The sequence below is a fragment of the Arthrobacter sp. ISL-85 genome (assembly GCF_018613675.1).
GTDB lineage: Bacteria > Actinomycetota > Actinomycetes > Actinomycetales > Micrococcaceae > Arthrobacter.
Window position 1 is genome coordinate 39,739 of record NZ_JAGGPQ010000010.1, and the last position, 26,917, is coordinate 66,655.

General features: G+C 66.5%; 21 protein-coding genes. 8 read left to right on the forward strand and 13 right to left on the reverse strand.

Going from position 1 to position 26,917, the window contains the following annotated elements; genetic code table 11:
- Nucleotides 1-86: 86 nt before the first annotated feature.
- Both J7I84_RS08015 and J7I84_RS08020 read left to right on the forward strand, forming a co-directional pair.
- Nucleotides 87-1,499: an MFS transporter gene (locus J7I84_RS08015; RefSeq protein WP_214943097.1), complete on the forward strand. Its 1,413-nt coding sequence runs from the start codon at nt 87-89 to the stop codon at nt 1,497-1,499.
- A gap of 254 nt (nt 1,500-1,753) precedes the next feature.
- Nucleotides 1,754-4,261 (forward strand): FAD-dependent oxidoreductase, encoded by a 2,508-nt coding sequence (locus J7I84_RS08020; protein ID WP_214943100.1) that lies wholly within the window; start codon nt 1,754-1,756, stop codon nt 4,259-4,261.
- A gap of 184 nt (nt 4,262-4,445) precedes the next feature.
- On the opposite strand, the gene fdhA is transcribed toward J7I84_RS08020, so the two are convergent.
- The 6 genes from fdhA to J7I84_RS08050 all read right to left on the reverse strand — a co-directional run bounded on the left by fdhA (nt 4,446) and on the right by J7I84_RS08050 (nt 13,050).
- Entirely contained in the window at nt 4,446-5,663 is a 1,218-nt protein-coding gene (gene fdhA, locus J7I84_RS08025) for a formaldehyde dehydrogenase, glutathione-independent (RefSeq protein WP_214943103.1), read from the reverse strand.
- A gap of 136 nt (nt 5,664-5,799) precedes the next feature.
- Nucleotides 5,800-7,200, reverse strand: coding sequence for a ferredoxin reductase (locus J7I84_RS08030; protein WP_214943107.1), 1,401 nt, complete (start codon nt 7,198-7,200; stop codon nt 5,800-5,802).
- Nucleotides 7,197-8,501 (reverse strand): SRPBCC family protein, encoded by a 1,305-nt coding sequence (locus J7I84_RS08035; RefSeq protein ID WP_214943110.1) that lies wholly within the window; start codon nt 8,499-8,501, stop codon nt 7,197-7,199. The genes J7I84_RS08030 and J7I84_RS08035 overlap by 4 nt, the downstream gene beginning before the upstream one ends.
- 354 nt (nt 8,502-8,855) lie before the next feature.
- Nucleotides 8,856-11,210 carry an FdhF/YdeP family oxidoreductase gene (locus J7I84_RS08040; protein ID WP_214943112.1) on the reverse strand — a complete coding sequence of 785 codons (2,355 nt, stop codon included), beginning with the start codon at nt 11,208-11,210 and terminating at the stop codon, nt 8,856-8,858.
- Between the two features lie 119 nt (nt 11,211-11,329).
- Nucleotides 11,330-11,950 (reverse strand): MBL fold metallo-hydrolase, encoded by a 621-nt coding sequence (locus J7I84_RS08045; RefSeq protein WP_214943115.1) that lies wholly within the window; start codon nt 11,948-11,950, stop codon nt 11,330-11,332.
- Entirely contained in the window at nt 11,950-13,050 is a 1,101-nt protein-coding gene (locus J7I84_RS08050; protein ID WP_214943118.1) for an S-(hydroxymethyl)mycothiol dehydrogenase, read from the reverse strand. The genes J7I84_RS08045 and J7I84_RS08050 overlap by 1 nt, the downstream gene beginning before the upstream one ends.
- 312 nt (nt 13,051-13,362) lie before the next feature.
- Here J7I84_RS08050 and J7I84_RS08055 point away from each other — a divergent pair, with 312 nt between their 5' ends.
- The 3 genes from J7I84_RS08055 to purM are packed head-to-tail and all read left to right on the forward strand — an operon-like array spanning nt 13,363 to nt 16,547.
- Nucleotides 13,363-13,677, forward strand: a complete 315-nt coding sequence (locus J7I84_RS08055; protein WP_214943121.1) for a hypothetical protein — start codon at nt 13,363-13,365, stop codon at nt 13,675-13,677.
- A 57-nt stretch (nt 13,678-13,734) separates the two neighbouring features.
- Nucleotides 13,735-15,405 carry an amidophosphoribosyltransferase gene (gene purF, locus J7I84_RS08060; protein ID WP_214943124.1) on the forward strand — a complete coding sequence of 557 codons (1,671 nt, stop codon included), beginning with the start codon at nt 13,735-13,737 and terminating at the stop codon, nt 15,403-15,405.
- Nucleotides 15,402-16,547, forward strand: coding sequence for a phosphoribosylformylglycinamidine cyclo-ligase (purM, locus tag J7I84_RS08065; RefSeq protein WP_214943127.1), 1,146 nt, complete (start codon nt 15,402-15,404; stop codon nt 16,545-16,547). The genes purF and purM overlap by 4 nt, the downstream gene beginning before the upstream one ends.
- A 53-nt stretch (nt 16,548-16,600) precedes the next feature.
- Here the strand turns inward: purM and J7I84_RS08070 are convergent, their stop codons facing one another.
- On the reverse strand, nt 16,601-17,389 hold the full coding sequence (locus tag J7I84_RS08070) for a VOC family protein (protein WP_214943130.1): 789 nt from the start codon (nt 17,387-17,389) through the stop codon (nt 16,601-16,603).
- A 164-nt stretch (nt 17,390-17,553) separates the two neighbouring features.
- Nucleotides 17,554-17,787, reverse strand: coding sequence for a DUF3073 domain-containing protein (locus tag J7I84_RS08075; protein ID WP_159635036.1), 234 nt, complete (start codon nt 17,785-17,787; stop codon nt 17,554-17,556).
- Nucleotides 17,788-18,058: 271 nt separating this feature from the next.
- Between J7I84_RS08075 and J7I84_RS08080 the strand changes: the two genes are divergently transcribed.
- Nucleotides 18,059-18,739 carry a septum formation family protein gene (locus J7I84_RS08080; RefSeq protein ID WP_214943133.1) on the forward strand — a complete coding sequence of 227 codons (681 nt, stop codon included), beginning with the start codon at nt 18,059-18,061 and terminating at the stop codon, nt 18,737-18,739.
- A gap of 49 nt (nt 18,740-18,788) precedes the next feature.
- Here J7I84_RS08080 and clpB read toward each other — a convergent pair whose 3' ends face one another.
- The 5 genes from clpB to J7I84_RS08105 all read right to left on the reverse strand — a co-directional run bounded on the left by clpB (nt 18,789) and on the right by J7I84_RS08105 (nt 24,841).
- A complete protein-coding gene (gene clpB, locus J7I84_RS08085; RefSeq protein WP_214943136.1) occupies nt 18,789-21,431 on the reverse strand; it encodes an ATP-dependent chaperone ClpB in 2,643 nt (880 codons plus the stop codon).
- A gap of 155 nt (nt 21,432-21,586) precedes the next feature.
- Complete coding sequence (locus J7I84_RS08090) at nt 21,587-22,663, reverse strand: sulfate/molybdate ABC transporter ATP-binding protein (RefSeq protein ID WP_214943139.1); 1,077 nt, start codon at nt 22,661-22,663, stop codon at nt 21,587-21,589.
- Nucleotides 22,660-23,547 carry an ABC transporter permease gene (locus J7I84_RS08095; protein ID WP_311381106.1) on the reverse strand — a complete coding sequence of 296 codons (888 nt, stop codon included), beginning with the start codon at nt 23,545-23,547 and terminating at the stop codon, nt 22,660-22,662. The genes J7I84_RS08090 and J7I84_RS08095 overlap by 4 nt, the downstream gene beginning before the upstream one ends.
- A complete protein-coding gene (gene modA, locus J7I84_RS08100) occupies nt 23,544-24,347 on the reverse strand; it encodes a molybdate ABC transporter substrate-binding protein (protein ID WP_214943159.1) in 804 nt (267 codons plus the stop codon). The genes J7I84_RS08095 and modA overlap by 4 nt, the downstream gene beginning before the upstream one ends.
- Nucleotides 24,348-24,430: 83 nt before the next feature.
- The gene (locus tag J7I84_RS08105; RefSeq protein WP_214943142.1) at nt 24,431-24,841 is read right to left on the reverse strand and encodes a molybdopterin-binding protein; all 411 of its coding nucleotides are present in this window, start codon (nt 24,839-24,841) and stop codon (nt 24,431-24,433) included.
- Between the two features lie 117 nt (nt 24,842-24,958).
- Here J7I84_RS08105 and J7I84_RS08110 point away from each other — a divergent pair, with 117 nt between their 5' ends.
- Nucleotides 24,959-25,828 (forward strand): DUF4031 domain-containing protein, encoded by an 870-nt coding sequence (locus J7I84_RS08110; protein WP_214943145.1) that lies wholly within the window; start codon nt 24,959-24,961, stop codon nt 25,826-25,828.
- Nucleotides 25,825-26,634 (forward strand): 2-phosphosulfolactate phosphatase, encoded by an 810-nt coding sequence (locus J7I84_RS08115; protein WP_214943148.1) that lies wholly within the window; start codon nt 25,825-25,827, stop codon nt 26,632-26,634. Before J7I84_RS08110 ends, J7I84_RS08115 begins: the two co-directional genes overlap by 4 nt.
- The last annotated feature ends 283 nt before the right edge of the window (nt 26,635-26,917 follow it).

Below are 26,917 nucleotides of genomic sequence, written 5' to 3' on the forward strand. Positions count from 1 at the left end.
GAGGCCGAAGTCTGTCCGTGCGTCCAGGAAACAGCGTTCTGGTGCCTTCAGCGGTTTGCGCTGAAGCCGGAAGGGAACGAATCTCAATGATCAATCCGACCAAGACGACGACCTCCGTCGACACCTCCGTATCAAAAGAGACCAGCTCCACGTTCAAACGCCGCTTCATGGTGCGGCTCGTCGCTGTCTTCATCGGCGGGATGTTCCTCGACGGTTACATCCTCGGAATCATCGGCCCCGTCACCGGACCCATGCGGTCCGAGCTCCACCTCGACGCACTGTCTCTGGGCATGATCGCTGCAGGCCCGCTGGCTGGTATCTTCGTCGGCTCCCCGCTCGCCGGCTGGGCTACTGACAAGTTCGGACGCAAGCCCATGTTCCTCGTGGACATGGGCCTGTTCCTGGTCGCCTCAGCGGCCCAGTTCTTCGTAACCTCCGGAGACGGCGCCGTGATCCAGCTGGCGCTCATCCGATTCGTGATGGGCGTCGCGATCGGCGGCGAGTACTCAATCGGCGGCCCGCTGCTGTCAGAGTTCTCCCCTCCCAAGCTCCGCGGGCGGTTGCTCGGGCTGACCCTGATCGCCTGGTACGTCGGCTTCATGATGGCGTTCATCATTGGCACCCTCCTGCACGACGCCGGCACCCCCTGGCGCCTTGTCATCGGCACGAGCACGATACTGGCATTCGTTCTGTTCATCGCACGCATAGGCCTCCCCGAATCGCCGAGCTGGCTCATCACGAAGGGACGGCGTGAGGAAGCACTCGCGATCGCCCACAAGTACGTCGAATCGCCACAGATGCACAACAGCATCACCGAGGAGATCGATCTGAGGATGATCCAAGAGGCCCAAGCCGCGAAGGGCAGGACCAAAATCAAGAACGCCTCCTTCGGAATGTTGTTCTCGAAGGAGCACTGGCGCACCACCCTCTTCACCGCGGGTTTCTGGTTCTGCGCGGTCACTCCGTACTTTGCGATCGCGACCTTCGCCGACGACGTGCTCAGCCAATTCGGCTTCGGCGGCGGCTGGGCTGGTGGAGTCGGCCTGTCCGCACTTGCGGCCGCGGGTGTTGTCACCACCGTGCTTCTGATTGACAAGCTGGGCCGCCGGATTCTCACCGTGCCCGGACAGTGGCTCTGCGCAGGCATCCTGCTGGTCATCGGCGTCTGGGCGGACGCACCAGCGATCCTCGTGCTCGCCCTGTTCCTCGCGTTCTCCTTCTTCAATGCCGGCTACACCACGTTGACCCAGGTCTATCCGGCCGAGGTATTCCCCGCCCCCCTGCGCGGAATCGGCATGGGCTTCGCCGCGGCTTTCAGCCGCATCGGAGCCGCACTAGGCACCTTCGCCCTACCGTGGGCAATCAGCAACATCGGCTTGGGCCCAAGCATGGTCGTGGCCGCCATCGTTGCATTGCTCGGCGCAGTCCTTTCGCAATGGCTCGCGCCTGAGACGAAGGGGCGCACCCTCGCCGAGATCTCAGCAGACGTGTCCCACTGACACCGGGACCGGACGGCCTCGCGCCGCCGGATAACCGGAGCTGCCCAAAGAGGCCTTCGCCGCACCAGCGGCGGGGGCCTCTTTGCCGCCTGTGGACACACCGCTGCCCATCCCCGCAACAAAGCAGGAAACCCTTGACATACCATGTGAGCTGAGACACCCTGTTGCATATAGTGATGCGCGTTGCTCATAGCGAAGCAAATTCCATCACCCGGTCAGGCGGATTCCAGCACCAACCAGGAGAACCAAAAATCATGAGCGCATCACCCCGCGTCGTCATCATCGGAGCCGGCATCGTCGGCACCAACCTCGCCGACGAGCTGGCAAGCCGCGGTTGGAACAACATCACCGTCGTCGAGCAAGGCCCGCTGGAGCTCGCAGGCGGCTCCACGTCGCACGCACCGGGCCTCGTGTTCCAGAACAATCCGTCCAGGACCATGACGGAATTCGCCACGTACACCGTCAACAAGCTCCTCGCCCTGACCAAGGACGGCGAATCCTGCTTCAACCAGGTGGGCGGCCTGGAGCTGGCCACCACGCCGGAGCGCCTGGCCGACCTCAAGCGCAAGATGGGCGTGATGACCTCGTGGGGTGTCGAAAGCCGGATCATCGACGCCGACGAATGCGAAAAGATCTACCCGCTGTTGAACACCGGCAAGCTTTCCGGCGGCCGCGAGGTCCTGGGCGGCCTGCTCATCCCCACCGACGGGCTCGCCCTGGCGGCCCGTGCCGTGCAGCTGCTGATCGCGCGCACGAGCGAACGCGGCGTCACCTACCGCGGCTCCACCACGGTCACCGGCATCGCCCAGGAAGGCGGCAAGGTCACCGGCGTCGAAACCTCCTCCGGTGTGATCCCTGCCGACATCGTGGTGTCCTGCGCAGGGTTTTGGGGCCGTGAACTCGGCCGGATGGTGGGCCTGGAAGTGCCTCTGCTGCCGCTGGCCCACCAGTACGCCGTCACCACACCCCTTGCCGAACTCAAGAACGCCAACGAGCTTCCAACAGGCGCCAGCAAGCCCATCCTGCGCTACCAGGACCGGGACCTCTACTTCCGGGAGCACGGCGACCGCGTCGGCATCGGAAGCTACGCCCACCGCCCTATGCCCGTGGACATGTCGGCACTGCCGAAGGTCTCCGCCGGGGACATGTCCGACCACCGGATGCCCTCCCGCCTGGACTTCACCCTCGAAGACTTCGTGCCCGCATGGGAGGACAGCCAGGACCTGCTGCCGGCACTGCGCAGCACCGAAATCCAGGACGGTTTCAACGGCATCTTTTCCTTCACCCCGGACGGCGGCCCGCTCATGGGCGAGGCACCGGACCTCGAGGGCTTCTTCGTGGCCGAGGCCGTCTGGGTCACGCACTCGGCCGGCGTTGCCAAGGCCATGGCAGAGCTGATCATCGACGGCCAGCCGCAGACCGACCTGCACGGCTGCGAGCTGACCCGTTTCGAGAAGGTGCAGACCTCCGACGCGTACGTCAGCGAGACCTCACAGCAGAACTTCGTGGAGATCTACGATGTCATGCACCCGCTGCAGCCCCGCGAATCGCCGCGCGACCTGCGCGTCAGCCCGTTCAACGTCCGCCAGAAGGAACTCGGGGCTTTTTTCCTGGAGTCCGCCGCCTGGGAACGCCCGCACTGGTTCGAGGCCAACCGCGGACTCCTGGCCGAACTGCCGGAAGAATGGCAGGCGCCCGAGCGCGACGACTGGTCCGCGATGTTCCACTCCCCCATCTCCGCCGCCGAAGCATGGAAGACGCGTACCGCCGTCGGACTTTTCGACATGACGCCGCTGAAGCGCCTCTCCGTCACCGGACCCGGCGCCCAGGCACTGCTGCACCGGCTCAGCACGGGCAACATCGCCAAGAAGCCCGGTGCCGTGACGTACTGCCTGCTGCTGGCGGAGGACGGCGGCATCCGCAGCGACGTGACCGTGGCCAGGCTCGCTGAGGAGGAATTCCAGCTGGGCGTGAACAGCAACGTGGACTTCGACTACCTCCGGGTGGAGGCCCGCCGGCAGTCAGCGGCCGATTCCGCCCAGTGGGTGCATGTCACCGACATCACCGCCAGCACCTGCTGCATCGGCCTGTGGGGCCCGCTGGCCCGGGAGGTCATCGGCAAGGTGTGCCTGGACGACCTGACCAACGAGGGCCTGAAGTATTTCCGGACCAAGGAGATCTCGGTGGGCGGCATCCCTGTAACGGCGATGCGGCTCTCCTACGTAGGCGAACTCGGCTGGGAGCTCTACACCACCGCCGAATACGGGCTGAAGCTGTGGGACCTGCTGTTCGAGGCCGGCCAGGAGCAGGGCATCATCGCTGCAGGACGCGGCGCCTTCAACAGCATGCGCCTGGAGAAGGGCTACCGGCTGTGGGGAACGGACATGACGTCCGAGCACCACCCGTACCAGGCCGGCCTGGGCTTCTCCGTGGCCAAGGACAAGACCGGGTTCGTAGGCGCCGAGGCACTTGCCGGACTCAAGGATCAGCCGGCCGCCAAGACGCTGCGCTGCCTGACGGTTGACGACGGCACGTCAGTGGTGCTGGGCAAGGAACCGGTGTTCGTGGCCGGGGAAGCCGTTGGGTACGTCACCAGCGCGGCCTACGGCTACACCGTCCGCAAGCCCATCGCCTACGCCTGGCTGCCCTCCGCCGTCGAGATCGGTGACTCCGTGGAGATTGAGTACTTTGGGCGCCGCGTGGCGGCCACCGTTTCCGCCGAGCCGCTGGTGGACCCGGGCATGGATCGCCTCCGCGGCTGACCTGCCCCAACCACACCAGGTGGTTGGGCCTGCTTGAGACCGGCAGGCCCAACCACCTTTTTGTTGCCCGCGAACACCCCTGTTCCGAACCGCCTTACTGGCCCCGGCATGACAACGGCGGCACCCTGGTTGAGCGGGGTGCCGCCGTTGGACCTTGCCGTTCTTCACATACGGGAACCAGGCATCAGTTGTTGTTGAGGTAGCCGTTCGGGTCCAGGACATACTTTGTGGCGGCTCCGGCGTCGAACTCCGCGTACCCGTGCGGGGCATCGTCGAGCGAAATGGCCGTAGCGTTGACCGCCTTGGCGATCTGGATCCTGTCATGCAAAATCGCCATCATCAGCTGCCGGTTGTACTTCATCACCGGGCACTGGCCTGTGGTGAAGGACAGGGACTTGGCCCAGCCGGTACCCAGCGACAGGGAGAGGCTTCCCTTCCGGGCGGCCTCGTCCGCAGCTCCCGGGTCGCCCGTGACGTAGAGGCCGGGAATGCCCACGGAGCCGCCGGCAGTCGTGAGGTCCATCAGCGAGTTAAGCACCGTGGCCGGTGCTTCCTGGGCGCCGTGGCCGTGTCCGCGGGCCTCGAAACCGACGGCGTCGATGCCGGAGTCCACTTCCCGGACGCCGAGGATCTGCTCGATCTGGTCAGCAGGGTCGCCGTTGGCCACATTGACGGTTTCACAGCCAAAGGACCGGGCCCGTGCCAGGCGGTCCTCGTTCAGGTCGCCCACGATAACCACCGCGGCTCCCAGCAGCTGGGCGCTGGCGGCCGCGGCAAGGCCCACGGGACCGGCTCCGGCCACATACACGGTGGATCCAACACCGACACCTGCCGTCACGGCACCGTGGAAGCCGGTGGGGAGGATGTCGGAGAGCATGGTCAGGTCCATGATCTTCTCCAGTGCCTGGTCCCGGTCGGGGAAGCGCAGCAGGTTCCAGTCGGCGTATGGAACCAGGACGTACTCCGCCTGCCCACCCACCCAGCCGCCCATGTCGACATAGCCGTAGGCAGAGCCGGGACGGTCCGGGTTCACGTTCAGGCAGATCCCGGTCTTGCCCTCTTTGCAGTTCCGGCAGCGCCCGCAGGAGATGTTAAAGGGGACCGAGACGATGTCCCCGACCTTGATGAACTCGACGTCGGGCCCGGTCTCGATGACTTCGCCTGTGATCTCGTGTCCCAGGACGAGCCCGGCAGGGGCGGTCGTCCGGCCGCGGACCATGTGCTGGTCGGACCCGCAGATGTTGGTGCTCACGGTGCGCAGGATGACGCCGTGGGGGACCTTCCGGCCGACATTGGCAGGATTGACGCCGGGGCCGGCTTTCAGTTCAAACGAGGGATACGGGGTGTCGATGACCTCGACGACTCCGGGCTCCTTGTACGCAACGGCTTTGTTACCTGACATGGGCATGGCTCCTATGGTTGGCGTTCGGTTGCCACGGAAGGCCTGACGCTGGGTGCCTCAGGCCTTCCGTGTGGTCTTACTTTTCACTTGCGGTGAATCTGTGGGGGGGTGCGCACGGCTCCCGCCGTTCCACGGGCTAGGCGTCGATCACCATGTCGGTGCGCGCAGTGGAACAGCAGGGAAGGAACTTACCGGCATCAATTTCCCGTTTGCGGATTCCGCCCTGGTGGTTCATGTCGATCTCCCCGGACAGCTTGACCACCTTGCAGGAGCCGCACATGCCCTCCTTGCAGTTGGCGCCGATCCGGACACCGGCGCGCTGTGCCACCTCAAGGATGTGCTGCTCGGGGTCGATCCGCACATTGATTCCGGTGCGCATGAAGGACAGGGTAAGGCTGCCGGTTCCCACGGTGTCGAAGCGTGAGGCGTCGGGGGTCTCCGCCTTCGGGGCCGCAGCCGGGGCGCCGGCGGCGGTTTCCGGGGTGGCGGCTTCCAGCGCGAGTCCCGTGGCCTGCAGGGTTCCATCTTGGTCGTAGCCGGGCTCGTACATCCCGAACGCCGCGGGCTGGCTTTCATAGTAGTCCTCGGCGGACTCGGCAATGTCCTCGGCGATCTCCCCTGCGATGTCCGCCGCCAGGGCGAGTTCGGCCTGGTATTCAAGGAGGGTCTGCCGGTCCCCGGAGAAGAACTCCATGTAGGTGGAGGTGTCGTCGACGCCCACGCTCCCGAGCAGTTCAGTGGCGGTGTTCAGGTACCCCTCGGGTCCGCAGGCGTACACCTGGCGGCCGTTGGCGTCGGGTGCCACCTCATCGATCATGGCTGAGGTCAGCCGCCCACTGAAGCCTTCCCAGTTCTCGGGCCTGCCGCGGTCGCCCAGGGCGTAGAAGACCTTGATGCGCGAGTCCACGGAAGCGATGTAGGCCAGCTCCCGGTGGAAGGCAAAGCCGCCGGCCTCCGCGCCGTGGTACAGCACCACAACGTCGGCCGTTCCCGGCAGGGAGTGGATGGTCCGCACCATCGACATGATGGGCGTGATGCCGGCGCCGGCGGCCAGGAACAGGTACCGGGCGCGCCGGTCGGCATCGGGCAGGTGGAATGCCCCTACGGGTCCCAGCATGTCCAGGACGGTGCCGGGCCGGACATTCTGGTGTACCCAGGGTGAAACCAGTCCGCCGGCGTCGCGCTTGACGGTGACGCTGAAGGTCCACGGTTCCGTGGGCGAACTGGACAGCGAGTAGCTGCGGTCCACCGGTTCCTGGTCCTCGCCGTTTACGGGGAAGGCGATGTTCACGTACTGGCCTGGACGGAACGCCAGCGGGGCGCCGTCGCAGCGGCGGAACACGAACGTCATCATGCCGCCCGCTTCGGGAACGGTCTCGACGCATTCGGCCATGAACTCCTGCGGATGCCACGGGCCCAGCGCCTTGGCTGCGCTGGCCGGTCCTTCGATGCTGCCCATCACCCGGTTCCACGGCATTTCAAGGCCGCGGATGCGTTGTGGTTCCTGGACGGGCGTCTCAGTGAGGACTTCAATCATGCCAAGTGCTCCTGCACGCGGTGGACGTACCAGTTGATAAAGGCCTCCACCTGGTATTCGCTCTTCATGTAGGGGCCGGGTTCGTAGGCGGGGCTGGCGGCACCCTGCTGGCACAGCTCAACGAATGCCTTGTCCTGGATGTTGGTCTGCTTCCAGGTGTAGGTGAGCTTGTCGAGGTCGTAGTCGACGCCTTCCTCGGCGTCGTCGGCCACCAGCCAGGTGGTGCGGACCAGGGACTGGTGCTCGTTGATGGGGAAAACGCCGAACGTGATGACGTGGTCGCCCAGGAAGTGGAACCAGCTGTTGGGCTGCAGGTGCATGGAGCAGCGGCCCAGGCGGAAGTCCCGCAGGTCCCCGAGCAGCTTCTTGGAAAGCCTGCGGCCGTCGGCCGAGAACGATTCGCCTTCTCCGTCAAGGGATTCCCGGGAGATCCGGATGCCGGCGATGCGCGTGTCCAGTTCCTCGACCACCTCATACGGGAGGCCGTAGCGGCGGCAACGCTCCTCGAGCGAGGACTGGGCTTCCTTGTTGCGGTCCCACACCTCTTCGAGGTGGGTGGGGATCAGGCCTTCCGTCAGGCCCCAGGTGGGGAAAAGGGAGCAGGCGAGTTCCGGGTGCCCGTCACAGTGGTAGCACTCCCGGTTGTTCTCCATGACGAGCTTCCAGTTGCCCTCTTCGATGATGTTCTGCTGGTAGGCAATCTTCGTCTTGGACAGGTCGTGGGGTGCGAGGTAGGGCTCGAAGATCTTGGCGGTCTCGTCGAAGTCTGCGGGCGGAACGTCTGCGATGCAGACGAAGATGAGCCCTGCAACCTCGCGGCTGTGGGCGCGCTTGAGGGCAAAGCAGTTCTTGTCGAACTTGGCTTCGCCGGGAGCGGAGGCGTGGATCAGGTTGCCCTCGGGCGAGTAGGTCCAGGAGTGGTAGCCGCAGACCAGGTTTCCGGTGGAACCGGCAGCCTCGGTCAGGACACGCGCACCGCGGTGGCGGCAGACGTTGTGCAGGACGTTGACCTCGCCCTCGTCGGTGCGGAGCACGATCAGGGAGTAGGGGCCATAGTCGACCGTAATGTAGTCGCCCGGCTCCGGAAGCTCGGCAACGCTGCCGGCAAAGATCCAGTGCTGGCCGAAGATGGCCTCCATGTCGAGCTTGAAGATTGTCGGATCGGTGTAGAAGGGGGCGTCGAGGGAGTAGCCCGTGCGCCGCAAGGCGAACAGCCTGGTAATTTCAGCCAGCTGCTCGGCAGGCATTGTTGAGGCGAGCTTTCCGCGTGCGCTGAGGGGCGCGTTCACTGAGGTAGTCATGTGTTTCCTCCCGATAGGGCTGGGTAGTGAGCGATTTGCGGTGATTACGAAGCAGGTGGGGCACCAGGAGGTGTCCAGGACGTTCTGTTCATGAATGTGGGGAGGTCCATCAGCAACAGAAGCGACGACTCCAGAAGAAAACTGGAAGCATCTAACGCAACACCGATCACCATATGCAACAGTGTGACTCCTGCCACGCCGGGTGTCAATGAATTTCGGATATGACGAAAAGGCACCGGGTTAGTGGCGCCCCAACCCACAAACAGCGGCCACGCACCAGCATCAAAACGGCGGCACACCGGGCTACCGGTGTGCCGCCGTCGCGGGCCTGTTGTCGTGGATGTAATTGCGCGGCTAAGCCGCCGTCCCTGCCAGCTCCCCTGCAGACGCCTGGACCGCCGCCACCTCTCCCTGGTGCGGCTCGAAGCGCACGAACATGGCCTTGAAGCCGGGGGTATTGGACACGCGGGCCACGTTCTCCTTGTGCACCAGGGCGTTGGCCTCGGGGAAGTACGCGGCAGCGCAGCCCTGTGCGGTCGGGTACGCCACCAGGCGGAACTTGTCCGCCCTGCGGTCCACGCCCCTGAAGGTGCTCACGACATCCACGAGCTCCCGGTCCTGGAAGCCGGATTCAGCGAGATCGTCCGGGTGGATCAGGATCACGCGCCGGCCGTCCGAGATGCCCCGGTAGCGGTCGTCCAGGCCGTAGAACGTGGTGTTGTACTGGTCGTGGCTGCGGATGGTTTGCAGCACCAAATGCCCCGGCGGCGGGGTGAGATACTCCAGCGGGCTGACCGTGAACCGACCACGGCCGATGTCCGTGGCGAAGGAGCGCGTGTCCCGCGGTGGGTTGGGCAGCACGAAACCGTTCCTGGTCCGGACCCGGGCATTGAAGTCCTCGAAGCCCGGCAGGACTCGGGCAATGTGGTCCCTGATCACGTCGTAGTCCTCGGCCATTTCGCGCCAGTCCACGGAGTGGTCCGGACCAAAGGTGGCCTCCGCCATCCGGGCCACGATTACGGGCTCGGCGAGCAGGTGCTCGGAGACCGGAGTGAGGCGGCCCCGGGTGGAGTGGACCACGGACATGGAGTCCTCCACGGACAGGAACTGGGCGCCCTTGGGGTGCTTGTCGTCCTTGTCCGTGCGGCCCAGCGTGGGCAGGATCAACGAAGTACGGCCGTGCACAATGTGCGAGCGGTTGGGCTTGGTAGAGATGTGCACGGTCAGCCCGATCCGCTTCATCCCCGCTTCAAGGGCTTCGGTGTCCGAGCAGGCCAGCGAGAAGTTGCCGCCCATCGAGACGAACACGTCCACGTCGTCGCGCTCGAAGGCCTCCATCGACTCGACGGCGTCGTAGCCGTGGTGCCGCGGAGATGAGATACCGAACTCTGAATCGAGTGCCGTGAGGAGCCATTCCTTCGGCTTTTCCCAGATGCCCATGGTCCGGTCGCCCTGCACGTTGGAATGGCCGCGGACAGGGCAGGCGCCGGCGCCGGGCTTGCCGAAGTTGCCTTGCAGCAGCAGGACGTTCACCATCTCCTTGATCGTGTCCACCGAGTGCGGCTGCTGCGTGACGCCCAAGGCCCAGCAGAAGATGGAGGCTTTGGATGCCACCAGCATCGCAGCCACCTTTTCGATCTGTTCCCGGGACAGGCCGGTGGCCTTCTGGGTCTCGTCCCAATCCAGGGCGCGGCGGGCGTCGCGGTAGGCGTCATACCCGTCCGTCCGGGCAGCAATGAAGGAATGGTCGACGACGGTGCCCGGGTTTTGTTCCTCGGCTTCCAGCAGCAGGTGGCCCAGCGCCTGGAACAGCGCCAGGTCGCCGCCCACCTTGATCTGCAGGTACTCGTCAGCCAACGGTGTGCCGCCACCAACCACGCCCGAGATGGTCTGGGGGTCCTTGAAGTTGAACAAGCCGGCCTCGGGCAGCGGGTTCACGGCTACCACCTTGCCGCCCTTGTCCTTACATTCCTTCAGCGCGGAGAGCATGCGCGGGTGGTTGGTGCCGGGGTTCTGGCCCACCACGAAGATGAGTTCGGCGTCATGGATGTCGTCGAGGGTTACGGTGCCCTTGCCGATGCCGATGGTCGGGTTCAGCGCCGATCCGGACGACTCGTGGCACATGTTGGAGCAATCCGGCAGGTTGTTGGTGCCCAGGGACCGTGCGAACAACTGGTACAGGAACGCGGTCTCGTTCGCGGTGCGGCCGGAGGTGTAGAAGACGCTGCGGTCCGGGGACGTCGCCCGGAGGTGCTCTCCGATCAGCTCGAAGGCGTCAGCCCAGGAGATCGGCGAATAGTGGGTGCCGCCCTCCCGGATCACCATTGGTTCGGACAGCCGGCCCTGGTTCCCCAGCCAGTACTCGGTCTTCCCTGACAGCTCGGCAATGGAGTGCTTGGCCCAGAACTCCGCGCCCACGGTCCGCAGGGTGTTCTCCTCGGCCACCGCCTTGGCACCGTTCTCGCAGAACTCGGCAGCCTTGCGCTTCTTGTCCGATTCCGGCCAGGCGCAGCCCGGGCAGTCGAACCCGCCGCGCTGGTTCAGCCGGAGCAGGGACTGTGCCGTGCGGGTCACGCCGGCCTGTGCCACCGCGCGCTCCAGGGCCACCATGACGGCCTTGACGCCGGCTGCCTCAGTCTTGGGCTTGTGGACTTTGAGGTTGTCCTCATTAATGTCGACGACGGGGGCAGGCTGCTTGCCGAACTTCATTGTTCCAACTTCCTCGCCGTCACCCGGGAGCTCCCGTGCCGGCCTCTATTGTCCATTTGCCGTGGAGGCGCGCCGGGAACTCCCGGCGCGCCTCCAAGGCACTCTTCGCTGAACTCCCGCTACTGCGGAACCTTGGCCAGCGTTTCCTGCTCCGCCGCGATGGTGGTGTTGTCGCCGTGGCCGGTGCGGACCACGGTGTCGGCCGGCAGCGTCAGCAGCCGTTCGCGGATCGAGGCCAGGATGGTCGGGTAGTCGCTGTAGGACCTGCCGGTGGCGCCCGGGCCGCCGTTGAACAGCGTGTCCCCGGTAAACACCGTCCCTTCGCTTTCGAGGTAGAAGCAGGTGGACCCTGGCGAGTGGCCGGGCGTGTGGATGGCCTTCAGCGTTGCCCCGCCAACTTCGAACACGTCACCATCGGAGTGATAGCTGTCCGGCTTGGCGTCCGGATAAACCTGCTCCCACAACACCAAATCCTCGGCGTTCAGGATGATGGGGGCGCCCAGGGCGTCGGCGGCCTCCCGGGCGGCGCCGATATGGTCGTTGTGCGCGTGGGTGAGCAGGATGGCCTTGACCTTCCGGCTGCGGACCTGGTTGATGATCGCGGCAGCGTCGTGGGGCGCATCGATGATGACGCATTCCTCGTCGTTGCCCACGATCCAGACGTTGTTGTCCACGTCCCAGGTGCCGCCGTCGAGCGAGAACGTGCCCGAGGTGACCAGGTTCTCGATGGTCACGGCCATCAGATCTCCACCGGGCTGACTTCAACAACGGAACGCAGCACTTTGCCCTCGTGCATCTTGCCGAAGGCCTCCTCCACCTGGTCGATGGTGATGCGCTCGGACACGAACGCGTCCAGGTCCAGGTTGCCCTGCTTGTAGTGGGACACCAGCATGGGGAAGTCCCGGGACGGCAGGCAGTCGCCGTACCAGGAGGACTTCAGCGACCCGCCGCGGCCAAAGACGTCCAGCAGCGGCAGTTCCAGAGTCATCTCCGGGGTAGGCACGCCCACCAGGACCACGCGGCCGGCAAGGTCGCGGGCGTAGAAGGCCTGCTTGTATGTTTCGGGACGGCCGACGGCGTCGATCACCACGTCGGCCCCGTTGCCTCCGGTGAGGGTCCGGATGGCTTCCACCGCGTCCTCCTGCCTGGAGTTCACGCCGTGGGTGGCGCCGAGGGACTTGGCCATCTCAATCTTGTTGTCGTCGATGTCAACGGCGATGATCGTCGTCGCGCCCGCCAACCTCGCCCCGGCGATCGCGGCGATGCCCACACCGCCGCAGCCGATCACTGCCACGGACTCGCCGCGCTTGACCTCGCCGGTGTTGATCGCGGCACCGATGCCGGCCATGATGCCGCAGCCCAGCAGGCCCACCGCGGCTGCGTCCACGTCTGGATCAACCTTGGTGCACTGCCCGGCAGCGACAAGCGTCTTCTCCGCGAAGGCCCCGATGCCCAGGGCGGGAGAAAGGACCGTGCCGTCCTCGAGGGTCATCTTCTGCGTGGCGTTGTGGGTGTTGAAGCAGTACTGCGGCTGGCCCTTTGCGCAGGCGCGGCACTCGCCGCAGACGGCGCGCCAGTTAAGGATGACCCGGTCCCCCGGCGCCACAGACGTCACGTCGGGGCCCACAGCGCTGACCACACCGGTGGCCTCGTGGCCCAGCAGGTACGGGAAGTCATCACCGATGCCGCCCTGCTTGTAGTGCAGGTCCGTGTGGCAGACGCCGCAGGTGAGGATGTCCACCAGGGCCTCTCCCGGGCCCGGATCCGGTACCAGGATGGTCTCCAGCGACACCGGGGCGTTCTTCTCCCGGACAATGACGGCTTGTACTTTGTGGACCATGGTTCTTGTGTTCCTTTCCTGGATCCGGCCGGATCCGGTGAGTCGGCACCAAGTGCCAATCTAGCTGACCTGCCAGGTCCGGGGGCCACGTCACGCGGTTACTCTCAACGCCCGCAATTGCGCAATGCACAACACGCCGCACATAGCGCTTACAGGAGAATATGACAGTGGCCACACCCTGTGTCAATAGATATATCAGTTGCTGCGTCCGCGGCTATCATGCTCCCGTGGGGTCCACGGCCGTTTTCCGGTGCCTGGAGGGCCCTTCTTCCCGTTACACGCACGGTTTAGTGCGGCAGTAGGCTGGATGGCATGGCTTTTGAAGAGACCCCTGCCGAGCGGCGCGAAGTAACCGTCCGCCGGGCACCCAAGTACGTTCCCTTCCTGATCCTGGGTGCCATGGTGGGAATTGTCGCTGCCGCAGTGGTTGCTTATGCAGTTCCGGGTGACGCCACGTTCGACCCCGGGTCCGTGTTCGGGTTCTTCCTGATCATGTTCGCCGCCATCGGCGCCATCCTTGGCGCCGCGCTGGCGCTCGTCCTGGACCGCCTCAGCGTGCGGCGGCAGCAGCGGGCCGTCGTGGAAGCGGTCCCGGATTCGGAACCGGATACCGATCCCCAGGGTTAGCAGGTCACAAACTGAAGCGGGCCAAAGGCATACCCCATATCGTGCGATAATCGATCAGTGGCACGCGGCGATGGAAAACTTTCCCATGATCTTCTCCCCGGCGAAAAAGGCCCCCAGGACGCTTGCGGCGTCTTCGGCGTCTGGGCACCCGGTGAAGAAGTAGCAAAACTTACCTATTACGGGCTGTATGCACTACAGCACCGCGGTCAGGAGTCGGCTGGCATAGCCACCAGCGACGGCAAGCGGATCAACGTCTACAAGGACATGGGCCTCGTGTCCCAGGTCTTCGACGAGACCACCCTGAACACCCTGACCGGGCACTTGGCCGTTGGCCACTGCCGCTACTCCACTACCGGCGCCAGCCACTGGGCCAACGCGCAGCCCACCCTCGGAGCCACGTCAACCGGCACGGTTGCCCTGGCGCACAACGGCAACCTGACCAACACCGCCGAGCTCAACGCCATGATCACTGAACGCAACGGCGGGCAGCTCACCGGCGAAATGAAGCAGGGCAACACCTCGGACACCGCACTGGTCACCGCCCTGTTGGAGGGCGAGCCGGGCAAGAGCCTGGAAGACACCGCCACCGAACTCCTGCCCAAAATCAAGGGCGGCTTCTGCTTTGTCTTCATGGACGAGGGAACCCTTTACGCGGCACGGGACACCTTCGGCATCCGCCCGCTGGTCCTGGGCCGGCTGGAGCGCGGCTGGGTGGTCGCCTCCGAACAGTCCGCCCTGGCTACCGTGGGCGCCAGCTTCATCCGTGAGATCGAGCCGGGCGAGTTCATCGCCATCGATGAGGATGGCGTGCGGTCCAAAAGGTTTGCAGAGCCGACGCCGGCCGGTTGCGTTTTTGAATACGTGTACCTGGCCCGCCCGGACGCCGCGATCGCCGGCCGTTCCGTCTACGAGTCCCGCGTGGAGATGGGCCGCCAGCTGGCCCGCGAAAACACCCACGAGGCGGACATCGTCATCCCCGTCCCGGAGTCAGGCACTCCGGCCGCCGTGGGTTATGCCGAGGAATCCGGCATTCCTTTTGCGCACGGCTTCGTCAAGAACTCCTACGTGGGCCGAACCTTCATCCAGCCCTCCCAGACCCTCCGCCAGCTGGGCATCCGGCTTAAGCTCAACGCCCTTGAGTCCGTAATCCGCGGCAAGCGCGTTGTGGTGGTGGATGATTCAATCGTCCGCGGCAACACGCAGCGGGCCATCGTGCGGATGCTCCGTGAGGCCGGCGCCGCCACCGTCCACGTCAAGATTTCCTCCCCGCCGGTGCAGTGGCCCTGCTTCTACGGCATCGACTTTGCCTCCCGCGCGGAACTCATCGCCAACGGTGCAACCATCGAAGAGATCTCCCAGGCCATCGGCGCAGACTCGCTTGCCTACATCTCAGAGGACGGCATGATCGGGGCCACCCGGCAGCCGCGCGAACGGCTCTGCACCGCCTGCTTCACGGGCAAGTACCCCATCAAGCTCCCGGACGCGGACAAGCTGGGCAAGAACCTGCTTGAGCGCACCGACCTGGGCGGCCTGAAGCCTTCCCCGTCAGCGCTTCCCGGCGAAACGGCCGCCCTTGCCGTTGACGCCACCGAGGACCCGGCAGAGAAAGCCGGCGCCACCGGCTGCGATCCCGGACCCGACTCCGAATTCGAAAACCTGCTGACCGAAGCCGACCTCGTGCCCGACGTACACGCCGCCACCAGCGCCGACAAGAAGGACTCCGTATGACTTCCGCCAACACCGCCGCAGAGAACTCCGGCATCACCTACGCCTCTGCAGGCGTGGACGTTGAAGCCGGGGACCGCGCCGTCGAGCTCATGAAGGATGCCGTGAAGGCAACCCACAACTCTTCGGTGATCGGCGGGGTGGGCGGCTTCGCCGGCCTCTACGATGTCTCCAGGCTGCTGACCTACAAGAAGCCGCTGCTCGCCACCTCCACGGACGGTGTGGGCACCAAGGTTGCCATCGCCCAGGCCATGGACATCCACGACACCATCGGTTTCGACCTGGTGGGCATGGTGGTGGACGACATCGTGGTGGTGGGCGCCGAGCCGCTGTACATGACCGACTACATCGCCTGCGGCAAGGTGGTCCCCGAGCGCATTGCCGGCATCGTCCGTGGCATCGCGGCCGCCTGCTCCGTGGCCGGCACCGCCCTGGTGGGCGGCGAGACCGCAGAGCACCCCGGCCTGCTGGGCGAGCACGAATACGACGTCGCCGGCGCAGCCACGGGTGTCGTGGAAGCCGACGCGCTGCTGGGCCCGGACCGCGTCCGCGCCGGGGACGTGGTGATCGGCATGGCCTCCTCCGGGCTGCATTCCAACGGCTACTCCCTGGTCCGCCGTGTCATCAACCACGCTGGCTGGGCCCTGGACCGCCAGGTCTCCGAACTTGGCCGCACCCTGGGCGAGGAACTCCTGGAACCCACCCGCGTCTACGCGGCCGACTGCCTGGACCTCGCCCGCGCCTTCCCGGTCAGCGCCGGTGCGGCCGTCCATGGCTTCAGCCACGTCACCGGTGGCGGCCTTGCTGCCAACCTGGCCCGCGTCCTGCCGCAGGGCCTGGTGGCCATGGTGGACCGCGCCACCTGGGAACTGCCCGCCATCTTCAAGCTGGTGTCAGAGCTGGGCAACGTACCACTGGCAGACCTGGAGCGCACGCTTAACCTCGGCGTGGGCATGGTTGCCATTGTGTCCCCCCAAGCCGCCGATGCCGCCGTCGCGCGCCTGAACGATCGCGGCCTGCCGTCCTGGATCATGGGCACGGTCACCGAGGATTCAGACTCCATCCTTAAATCCGGACCGGACTATGTCCAGGGCGCCAAGGGCGTGGACGGCGGCGCTGTCCGCCTGGTTAACGCCTACGCCTAAAGCCTGAACTGACATACAGCGAGTCCCCGCCTGCTGGTGGGGACTCGCTGTATTTAAGGGACCTGTGCCTCAGTGACCTGGATGAGGTTCAGCACGCCGCCGTGTGGGTCCTTGATGGTGGCCAGTGATCCGTCGGCGGGATGCTCGTCCGGCTCGACGAGGACGTGGCCTCCTGCCGCCGGGGCGGCAGCTGCCGCCCCGGCAACATCCGCCACGCCATAGTAGATCTGCCAGTCCGCCTCGTCGCCTTCATCGGCAGGAACGACGCCGGCCACCTCGTTGCCGTCGATGAGCAGCGTGCTGTAGCTGCCGCCGTCGTCCTGGGGATACTCGGTGACCTCATGCCCGAATAGCTGCTGGAAGAAGCCGACGGCGGCCTGGGGCTGGGGCGTAAAGAGTTCCGCCCAGGCCAGTGCCCCCGGTTCGTTGAACAGGTGGCTGCCGTAGTGGCTTCCCGGCTGCCAGATGCCTGTGGTTCCGCCGCCGGGTGGGGCAAGGAAGCCCAGTACACCGGCATCGCCCACCTTCTCCGGCCCGAACTGGGCGGTACCCCCTGCGTGGCCCGCTTCCTCAAGCAGGTCCGCGGCGTCTCCGGCAGCGAGATACACGTTCCACTTGGCAGCGGTCCCGGCCTGCAGCTGTAAGGGGCTTTGCGGTGCAATGGTTGCCACCAACTGCCCGCGGACAAAGGCCTGCGCGTAGCTGCGGCCGTCGGGGGTGGGAAAGTCCTGGTACGTCCAGCCGAAGATCCGGTTGTAGAAGTCCTTGGCGGCCGCAACATCGGGGGTCTGCAGATCCGCCCAGCAAGGCTCGCCGGGGGCATACATGGTCCGAACACTCATTCGGTCAGGTTACCAACCCGTGCCTCGAAGAAACACGAAAGCCCGTCGCCGCACCGGTAATCCGGCACGGCAACGGGCTCCGTGATGTAAGCGGTCCCCCGAAAACGGGTTACAAAGAGGAGATCACAGCAGCCGGGCCAGGGGCCACGGCAGGCTTGCGACAACTACCCGATGCGACGGTTGTCAACCTCGTCGTCATCGTCATCCAAATCATCCGCGTACTTGTCCACATAAGCCGAATAGTCCGGTTCAACCGGCTCATTCGAGTAACGGCTCGTCGAACGACTGCCCGGACCCGTCAGCTCACGCTGGAGTGCCGAGTAGTCAGTGTTCGGGGAATAGTACTTAATATCCCGAGCCTGCTTGGTAGCTTTTGCCTTTTGACGGCCGCGCCCCATGGCGTGACCCCCTTTTGTACTTGGACCGGAGGTGGTCACCTTGGCGATCGGTGAGGCCCCGGAATGTTTGGTCAATTTGTCGTACACCTAGATTACATGCTTTCGGCGGGCCCCGCTTGCCGCCGAGTGGCCCTGGCGGCCGCCTGCGGTACCATGACTCACCTCCACCCGCGGGATTCCGGGATTTTTCTTCGGTAGAGTCACTTAGGAACTGCCGATTTTGTGTGGCCTTTGGCGAGCCGCGGAACCAAACCCAGGAGGATGCGCACCCGTGAACCACCCGGAGATCCCGCCGAAACCAGCCTTGCCACCGCGGACCGGAAGCCTGCCACTGGTCCACGGCAAGGACGGTGGTTCAGCTCCCGCGCCGGCGTCCCTCACCTGGTCCCAGCCGCGCCAGGGCCCCGAACCGGAACACCATGCCAACAGGAGGCCGGCGTTCTGGAAGGCGTTTCTCGTCGTCGTCATCCTTGCCGTTACCGGCTCCCTGGTGTGGCTTGCCATGTGGCTGAACTCGGGCCCCGGCAGCGAAACGGCGAAGAGCAATGCGCCGGGCGTGCTGCAGACCGCCGTCACCCCGCCGGCCACTCCCCAGCCCCTGCCGCGGGAAGGGGTTGCACCCTCGGCTTATGCGGTAGGTGACTGCTTCAAGGACTTCGATCCCCAGGCCCTGGCCTCAACTGTGGTGCCGTGCGACTCGGGCCATTCAGCGCAGCTTGTAGCCACCCTCCACTACCCGGACAGCGCAGCTTATCCGGGAGCGGACCCGCTCAAGGCGAAGGCGCTGGAGGTCTGCCAGGCAGCGAAACTCAGCCCGGCGGCAAAGCAGTTCCAGCTCAACTACCAGCGCAGCTTCCCCAGCAACACCAGCTGGGAATCCGGCGACCGCAGGGTGGATTGCTATGTCACGGCCGATGGCGGCAACGTGATCAACGCCAGCGTGCTGCCCTGACGGTCAGCCCGCCAAGGCAGCACGCCACGCCACCGTCCGGACCGGCCCGTTAGTCCTTCCGCCGTACTGAGAGGCCGGAGCTCGGGGCACCGGTCAGCGTGTCGACGTTGCCCCCGGTGAGTTCGCCAAGGTCTGCGGCGGTGTCAACCACCACGGTGTCGCCGTCGCTGATCTCGCCGGCGAGAATGGCCTTGGCCAGACGGTCGCCGATCTCACGCTGCACCAGGCGGCGAAGCGGCCTGGCGCCGTAGGCGGGGTCGTAACCGGACAGGGCCAGCCAGGCCCTGGCACCGTCGGTGACTTCGAGGGTGAGGCGCCGCTCGCGCAGCCGGCGCCCCAGCTCATCCACGTGCAACTCCACGATGTGCGCCAGCTCGTCCACTGTGAGGGCGTCGAACAGCACCACTTCGTCGAGCCGGTTGAGGAACTCCGGCTTGAAGGACGCATTCACGGTGGCCATGACAGCATTGCGCTTTGCCGTGGCGTCCAGGGACTGGTCCACCAGGAACTGGCTGCCCAGGTTGGATGTCAGTACCAGGATCACGTTGCGGAAGTCCACGGTGCGGCCCTGCCCGTCGGTGAGGCGGCCGTCGTCGAGTACCTGCAGGAGGATGTCGAATACCTCGGGGTGCGCCTTCTCCACCTCGTCCAGCAGCACCACCGAGTAGGGGCGACGGCGCACGGCCTCGGTCAGCTGTCCGCCTTCCTCGTAGCCCACGTATCCCGGAGGCGCACCGACCAGGCGCGCGACGCTGTGCTTCTCGCCGTACTCGGACATGTCGATGCGCACCATGGCGCGTTCGTCATCGAACAGGAAATCCGCCAGCGCCTTGGCCAGCTCGGTCTTGCCCACGCCGGTGGGGCCCAGGAACAGGAAGGAGCCTGTGGGCCGGTTGGGGTCGCTGATGCCGGCCCGCGCACGGCGGACAGCGTCGGACACTGCGGTCACGGCCTTGGACTGGCCGATCAGGCGCTTGCCCAGTTCCTCCTCCATGTGCAGCAGCTTCTGGCTTTCGCCCTGCAGCATGCGTCCGGCGGGGATGCCGGTCCAGGCCGAAATGACCTCCGCGATGTCGTCGGCGGTCACTTCCTCTGCCACCATCTGGTCGGGCTTATCGGTGACGGCTGCTTCGGCCGCGGCGGCGGCGCTCATCTCACGTTCCAGCGCCGGGATTTCCCCGTAAAGGATCCGGGAGGCAGTCTCCAGGTCGCCCTCGCGCTGTGCCTTGTCCGCCGCGGAGCGCAGTTCATCCAGCTTGGCCTTGAGGTCACCCACCCTGTTGAGGCCGGCCTTCTCGGCTTCCCACCGGGCATTCAGGGCGGAGAGCTCCTCTTCCTTGTCAGCCTTGTCGGCGCGGAGGGCAGCCAGCCGCTCCACGGAGGCCGGGTCTGATTCACCGCTCAGGGCCAGTTCCTCCATGGTGAGCCGGTCCACCTGGCGCCGGAGCTGGTCGATTTCCTCCGGCGCGGAGTCGATTTCCATGCGGAGGCGCGACGCTGCCTCGTCAACAAGGTCGATGGCCTTGTCCGGCAGCTGACGGCCCGAAATGTAGCGGTTGGACAGCGTGGCGGCCGCCACCAGGGCGGAGTCAGCGATGGATACCTTGTGGTGCGCCTCGTAGCGCTCCTTGAGTCCGCGGAGGATGCCGATGGTGTCCTCCACGCTGGGCTCGCCCACGTACACCTGCTGGAAGCGGCGCTCCAGGGCCGCGTCCTTCTCGATGTTTTCGCGGTACTCGTCCAGGGTGGTGGCCCCGATCAGCCGCAGCTCACCGCGGGCGAGCATGGGCTTGAGCATGTTGCCGGCGTCCATGGAGGAATCGCCAGTGGCGCCGGCACCCACCACGGTGTGGATCTCGTCGATGAAGGTGACGATCTGGCCCTCAGAGCCCTTAATCTCCTCGAGGACCGCCTTCAGCCGCTCCTCGAACTCGCCGCGGTACTTGGCACCGGCAACCATGGAGCCAAGGTCCAGGGAGATAAGCGTCTTGCCGCGCAGGCTTTCCGGGACGTCACCCGCCACCATCCGCTGGGCCAGCCCTTCGACGACGGCGGTCTTGCCCACGCCGGGCTCGCCGATCAGCACCGGATTATTCTTGGTGCGCCGGGACAGCACCTGCACTACGCGGCGGATTTCGGAGTCGCGCCCAATCACGGGGTCCAGCTTGCCGGAACGGGCCATGGCAGTGAGGTCCGTGCCGTACTTCTCCAGGGCCTGGAACGTGTTCTCCGGGTCGGGGCTGTCCACCTTGCGGTCGCCGCGGACCCCCGGCAGGGCAGCGAGCAGCGCTTCGCGGGAGGCACCGGCATCGCGCAGCAGCCGTGCAGCGGCATCGTTGCCGGCGGAGAGGCCAACCAGGAGCACCTCGGTGGATACGAAGGAATCACCCAGCCGGTCTGCTTCCTCCTTGGCCTGCTGGATGGCTTGCAGGGCGGGCCGGCTCAGCTGCGCCTGCTGGCTGGAACCCCCGGATGTGGCGGGCAGGGCCTTGATGGCGCTGCTGGCCTGGACGCTGACGGTGTCCGGGTCCGTGCCGGTGGCGCGGAGGAGCGCAACGGCCACGCCCTCCCGCTGGTCCATCAGCGCCTTGAGGAGGTGGGCCGGTTCCACCTGCGGGTTGCCGGCCGTCGAGGCGTTCATTGCTGCCGCGGAAAGAGCCTCCTGGCTCTTGGTGGTGAATTTGACGTCCAAAGAGAGCTCCTTTCGGGGGCTTGTTAACTAAGTTGAGTGTACTACGCTCAACTTTGCACCGCGAGGTTCTTTAGCCATGTTTGCCCACGGCGAAATGGCTGTCCAGAGCCGGAGGTCCCGCCGGCCGCCCCGCCGCGCACCGACCGGTCCTGGCACTAGGTCCCGTACACGGAGACTGCGGCGGCCTTGACCACGAAGTGCACCGTCATGCCCGGAACAAGGGCCAGGTCCGCGGAGGCAGCCGGCGTGATGTCGGCGGCCAGGCCGCCGGCCCGCACGCGGATCTGGTCGCCGTGCGGCTCGAGGTCGGTAATGGTGACGGCGAACGAATTCCGCGGGCTTCCGTGTGCGTCGTCAAGGAACACGGAAACGGCCGACGGCGGGAACACGGCCACGCCCGGACCGCCTTGCGTGGTCAGCCGGCCGGGTTCCCCGGAACCGCCCGGTTCCTCGTCGTGCCCCGCAATCTTCAGGCCCTGGCTGGTGCGTACCCCGGTACCGTCCAGGGCACCCGGGATGAAGTTCAGCCCGGCGAGTCCGGCAGCAAAAGAGCTGCGGGGGCGTTCCAGCACGGCCCGCGTGGGCCCTTCTTCCGCAATTTTCCCGTTTTCCAGGATGACCACTCGGTCCGCGAGCATCAGCGCGTCCAGGACGTCGTGCGTGACGATGATGGCCTGCCGTCCCGCGAGGACCCGCTTGAAGAGGCGGCGCAGCAGCGGGGCGGAGTGGATGTCCAGGGCGGCCAGTGGCTCGTCAAGCAGCAGGAGCGCGGGATCGGCAGCGAGCGCCCGGGCAACGGCCACACGCTGGGCCTGGCCGCCGGAGAGTTCGGCGGGACGGCGGCCGGCGAGGTGTTCCGCGTCCACGCCTGCCAGCCAGCGCAGGGCCTGCTCCTTCGCATCCCGCTTGGGGACGCCGGCGCTGCGGGGCCCGAAGGAGACGTTGTCCACCGCGCTCAGGTGGGGGAAAAGCAGGGGTTCCTGGGCGAGCAGGGCGGTGCCGCGGTGATGGGGAGGCGTCCAGGCGCGCTTGCCGCCGTCGAGGTCGAAGAGCGTCCTGCCGTTGAGTTCCGCCCGGCCACTGTCCGGCCGCAGCAGGCCCGCGATGCTGGCCAGCAGGGTGGATTTGCCGGCGCCGTTGGGTCCCATGACGGCCACGGTTTCGCCCGGCCGGACCGTCAGGGCCACGTCGAAGCCCCGCCCGGCCACGGCTGCCTGGAAGGACAGCGTCACCGGACATCACCTCCGGCCGGGGCGGGCGCCGTCGTCCGCTTTACCGTTCCCTGGCGGCCCGCTGCCGGCTGCCGGTACGCGAGGGCCACCACGGCGACGGCGACGGCCACCAGCACCAGGGAAAGGGCGACGGCGGCGTCCGGGTCCGTTTCGCGCTGCAGGTAGATCTCCAGCGGCAGGGTCCGGGTCACCCCCTGGAGGCTCCCCGCGAAGGTCAGTGTGGCACCGAACTCGCCCAGGCTCCGTGCGAAGGAGAGGACGGCACCGGACGCCAGCCCGGGCAGGACGAGCGGCAGTGTGACGCGCCGGAATACGGTGCCCGGCCGGGCGCCCAGCGTCGCGGCCACGGCCTCATACCGGGAGCCGGAGGTCCGCAGGGCGCCTTCCAGGCTCACCACCAGGAAGGGCAGCGCCACGAACGTCTGGGCCAGGACCACCGCCGTGGTGGAGAAGGCGATGCGCAACCCGAGAACCTCCAGGGTCTGCCCCAGCAGCCCCTGGCGGCCGAACGTGTAGAGCAGGGCGATCCCGCCCACCACCGGCGGAAGCACCAGTGGCAGGAGCACCAGCGAGCGCAGCAGTCCCTGCAGCCGGAAGGAATCCCGGGCCAGGACCAGGGCCAGCGGGACGCCCAGCACAATGCACAGCAAAGTGCTCGCCGCAGAGGTCCGCAGGCTCAGTCCCAGCGCCGTCAAGGACGGCTCAGATGCCACCAGCGGAATGAACTGCGCCCAGTCAACGCGCAGAACCATGGCCAGCAGCGGGAGCACCACGACGACGGCGGCCAGGACTGCCAGCGCACGGACCCAGGCGGGGATGCCGGAGTATGCCGTGGCTGGGGTTCGCCGCCGCGCCTGGGGCGGCGTCTGTTGACGCTGTATCACTTGCTGCCTGAACCGGCGTTGGCCGGACCGAATCCGGCCGCGGCAAGGACCCTTTGGCCCTCCGGACCCGTGACCAGGTCCACGAACGCCTGGGCGGTGGGCTTGTTGCGGCCACCGGCGACGCCCACAACCGGGTAGGTGTTGACCGCACTGCCCGACTCCGGGAACTGGATGCCTGCCACCCTGGTTCCCGCTGCCTTGATGTCCGTGCCGTAGACCAGTCCGGCATCTGCCTCACCGGAAGCAACCTTGCCCAGAACGTCCGTGACCGCGTTTTCCTCGCTGACCGGGTTCAGCGTGAGCCCCGCCGCCGCCGCCACCTTGGCCGCGGCAGCCCCGCAGGGGACCTGGCTGGCACAGGTCACCAGCTTGATGCCCGGCCGGGCCAGGTCCTTCAGGGATGCAACTCCGGCGGGGTTGCCGGGTGGCACGGCGATGGCCAGGGTGTTGGTGGCGAAGTCTTCCGGGGTGCCGTCGGCGAGTCCTGCGTCTTGCACCTTTTTCATGTTCGCCGTGTCCGCGGAGGCGAAGACGTCGGCCGGCGCGCCCTGGCTGATCTGGCTGGCCAGGTCCGAGGACCCCGCGAAGCTCAGGGTGACCGTAGTGCCCGGATATTGCGCTTCGAAAGTGCGGGCGAGTTCGGTAAAGGCCTGTTTGAGCGAGGCAGCCGCGAAGACGGTGATGGCACCGGCTGGCTTGGTGCCGTTGCCGTTACCGTTGCCGTTGCCGTTGCCGTTGCCCGCAGCAGGCGTTGCGCCCACTCCAGCACACCCGGAGAGGACGGCCAGCAGCAGGACCATCAGCGGGAGGACAGCCAGCGACAGGCCACCCGGAGGATGCCGGGAAGTCGCAGTGTGGACGGATGGGCTGCTGCGCGACTGGATCATGCCGTGGCCCGGCCCTTCGGGGACTCGATGATGACCGTGGTTGCCTTGACCACGGCGGTGGCCACCGCGCCAGGTTCCAGCCCCAGCTCACGCACGGCTTCGCTGCTCATCAGCGAGACCACCCGGAAGGGCCCGCACTGCAGTTCCACCTGCGCCATGACCTTGTCCGTGATGACTTTGGTAACCAGCCCCACGAACCGGTTCCGCGCCGAACTGTTGCCGCTCTTGGGGTCATCGGGGAGCTGGGCGAGCTTCTGCGCATGCGTTGCCAGCTCCAGCCCATCCACGGCGCGGCGGCCGGAAGGGTCCCGGCGCGGGGTGAGGATTCCTTGGTCCGTCCACCGGCGGACGGTATCGTCGCTCACCCCCAGGAAACGGGCGGCTTCAGAAACGCGGATAAGTGCCATGCGGTGATTCTAGTCCGCAGGTGCGGCAGCAGGAACCATATGGGAACGCAGAGGAAGAGCTGCGCTGGCCCGTAGAGGGTGGGCCTCCCGGAGGAACCGCAGCACTAGACTCCTTCCATGGCCATCTACATCGACCCTCCGCTGTGGCCTGCACACGGAACGCACTTTTCGCATCTGGTCTCGGACACCTCACTGGACGAGCTGCACTCCTTCGCTGCTGCCGCGGGGATCCCGGAGCGGGCGTTCGACGGCGACCACTACGATGTGCCGGAACGCCGCTTTGATGACCTGGTGGCAGCGGGCGCGGTCCCGGTGGAGGGCAGGGTGCTGGTCCGCAGGCTTATTGCCAGCGGGCTGCGGATCCCGGCACGCCGGCGGAACAAGGCGCTGAAGGTTCCGCTGCTGAACCGCTGGGAGGACATCATGCCCGGCCACGATGCACTGTTCCTGGATCTGCTGGACCGGTGGAGCGAACCGCACCGCCACTACCACGGCTGTACCCACCTGCTCTCCGTGCTGGAGGCGCTGGACCTGCTGACCGAGCCTGCAGAGCCGCCGCGCACGGTGCTGCTGGCGGCCTGGTTCCATGACGCCGTGTACCGCGGCACGGCGGGCCAGGATGAGGAGGAGTCGGCCAGGCTTGCGGAGAAAAGGCTTGCCGACGCCGGCCTTCCGGAGGCAGAGGTGGCGGAGGTGGTCCGGCTGGTCCTGCTGACCGCGGACCACCGGCCGGAGCCGGGTGACGGCGACGGCGCTCTCCTCTGCGACGCGGACCTTTCCATCCTGGGCGGCGAACCGGAGGAGTACGCCCGCTACGTCGCTGCCGTGCGGAAAGACTACGAGCACATCGGCGACGCCGACTTCGCAGCCGGCCGGGCCGCCGTCGTCCGCCAACTGCTGGAGTTGGACCCGCTCTTCCATCACCCGCGCGCCAAAGACCTGTGGCAGGACGCCGCCCACCGGAACCTGAAAGGCGAATTGAAGTGAACGCGACTGGCACCAGCCCACGGCACACGTACTCCGCCAATGCGGCGCACCGGCAGCTTCCGTTCACCGTGCGGCTGGAGTGGGGACTGGAGGGGGCCAGGTCGGTGGCATCCGGCGCCGACATCGCGGTGGTGGTGGACGTCCTTTCCTTCAGCACGTGCGTCAGCGTGGCGCTGGACCGGGGCGCGGAAGTCTTCCCGTACCGCTGGCGGGACACCACCGCGGAGGACTTCGCCGCCCGCCACCATGCCCAGCTGGCCGGCCCGCGCAACGGCGGCGGCCTGAGCCTGTCCCCGGCCAGCCTGCGCGGAGCCGGTTCGCTGGAACGCGTGGTCCTGCCCTCCCCCAATGGTTCTGAACTCTGCCTTGCGCTGGCGAAGGAAATGCCGCTGGTCGCCGCAGTATGCCTCCGGAACGCGGCGGCAACGGCGGAGTGGGTGGCCGCCAACCTTCCTGCCGAAGCCGTAGTGGCGGTGGTGGCCGCGGGTGAACGCTGGCCGGATGGCACACTCCGCCCTGCCGTGGAGGACCAGATTGGAGCCGGAGCTTTCATCGCGGGGCTGGCGGCCGCTGGGAAGGGCGGTTATGAAGCCGGGGACGGCAGGCACGGCTACGCTCCGGAGGCAGCGGCGGCCATGGCTGTGTTCGAGTCCGCCGAACCGCGCCTGCGCGAGATGCTGCTGCACTGTTCCAGCGGCCGGGAGCTCTCCGGGGCCGGCTACGCAGAGGACGTGGACATTGCCGCTGAACTGGACGACAGCGATTCGGCAGCCATCCTGCGGGACGGGGCGTTCCGCCCGCTTTGACGGGAGAACCCTGCGCGGCAGTAGGTGGCAGGACTGCCTAGCCGATATGAGGTGGGGGGCGCGGGGCTTTGGCCGCGTCCGGGATCGGTCCATTATCGCCGGGCGGTCCCGCAGCGCCGGCTTTGGTGTAGTCCGTGGCTGTTTGGATTGCGGGCGGCGCGGCGGGATCTGATCCCGGCGGTGATATCCCTGTATCCGGATGGGGCCAGGCAAGGCAAGAGGCCGGGGCCTTCTGTTTCACAGGGTCCGTGGGTTGCCATCGGGCGGCTCCCCTGGCCCTGGA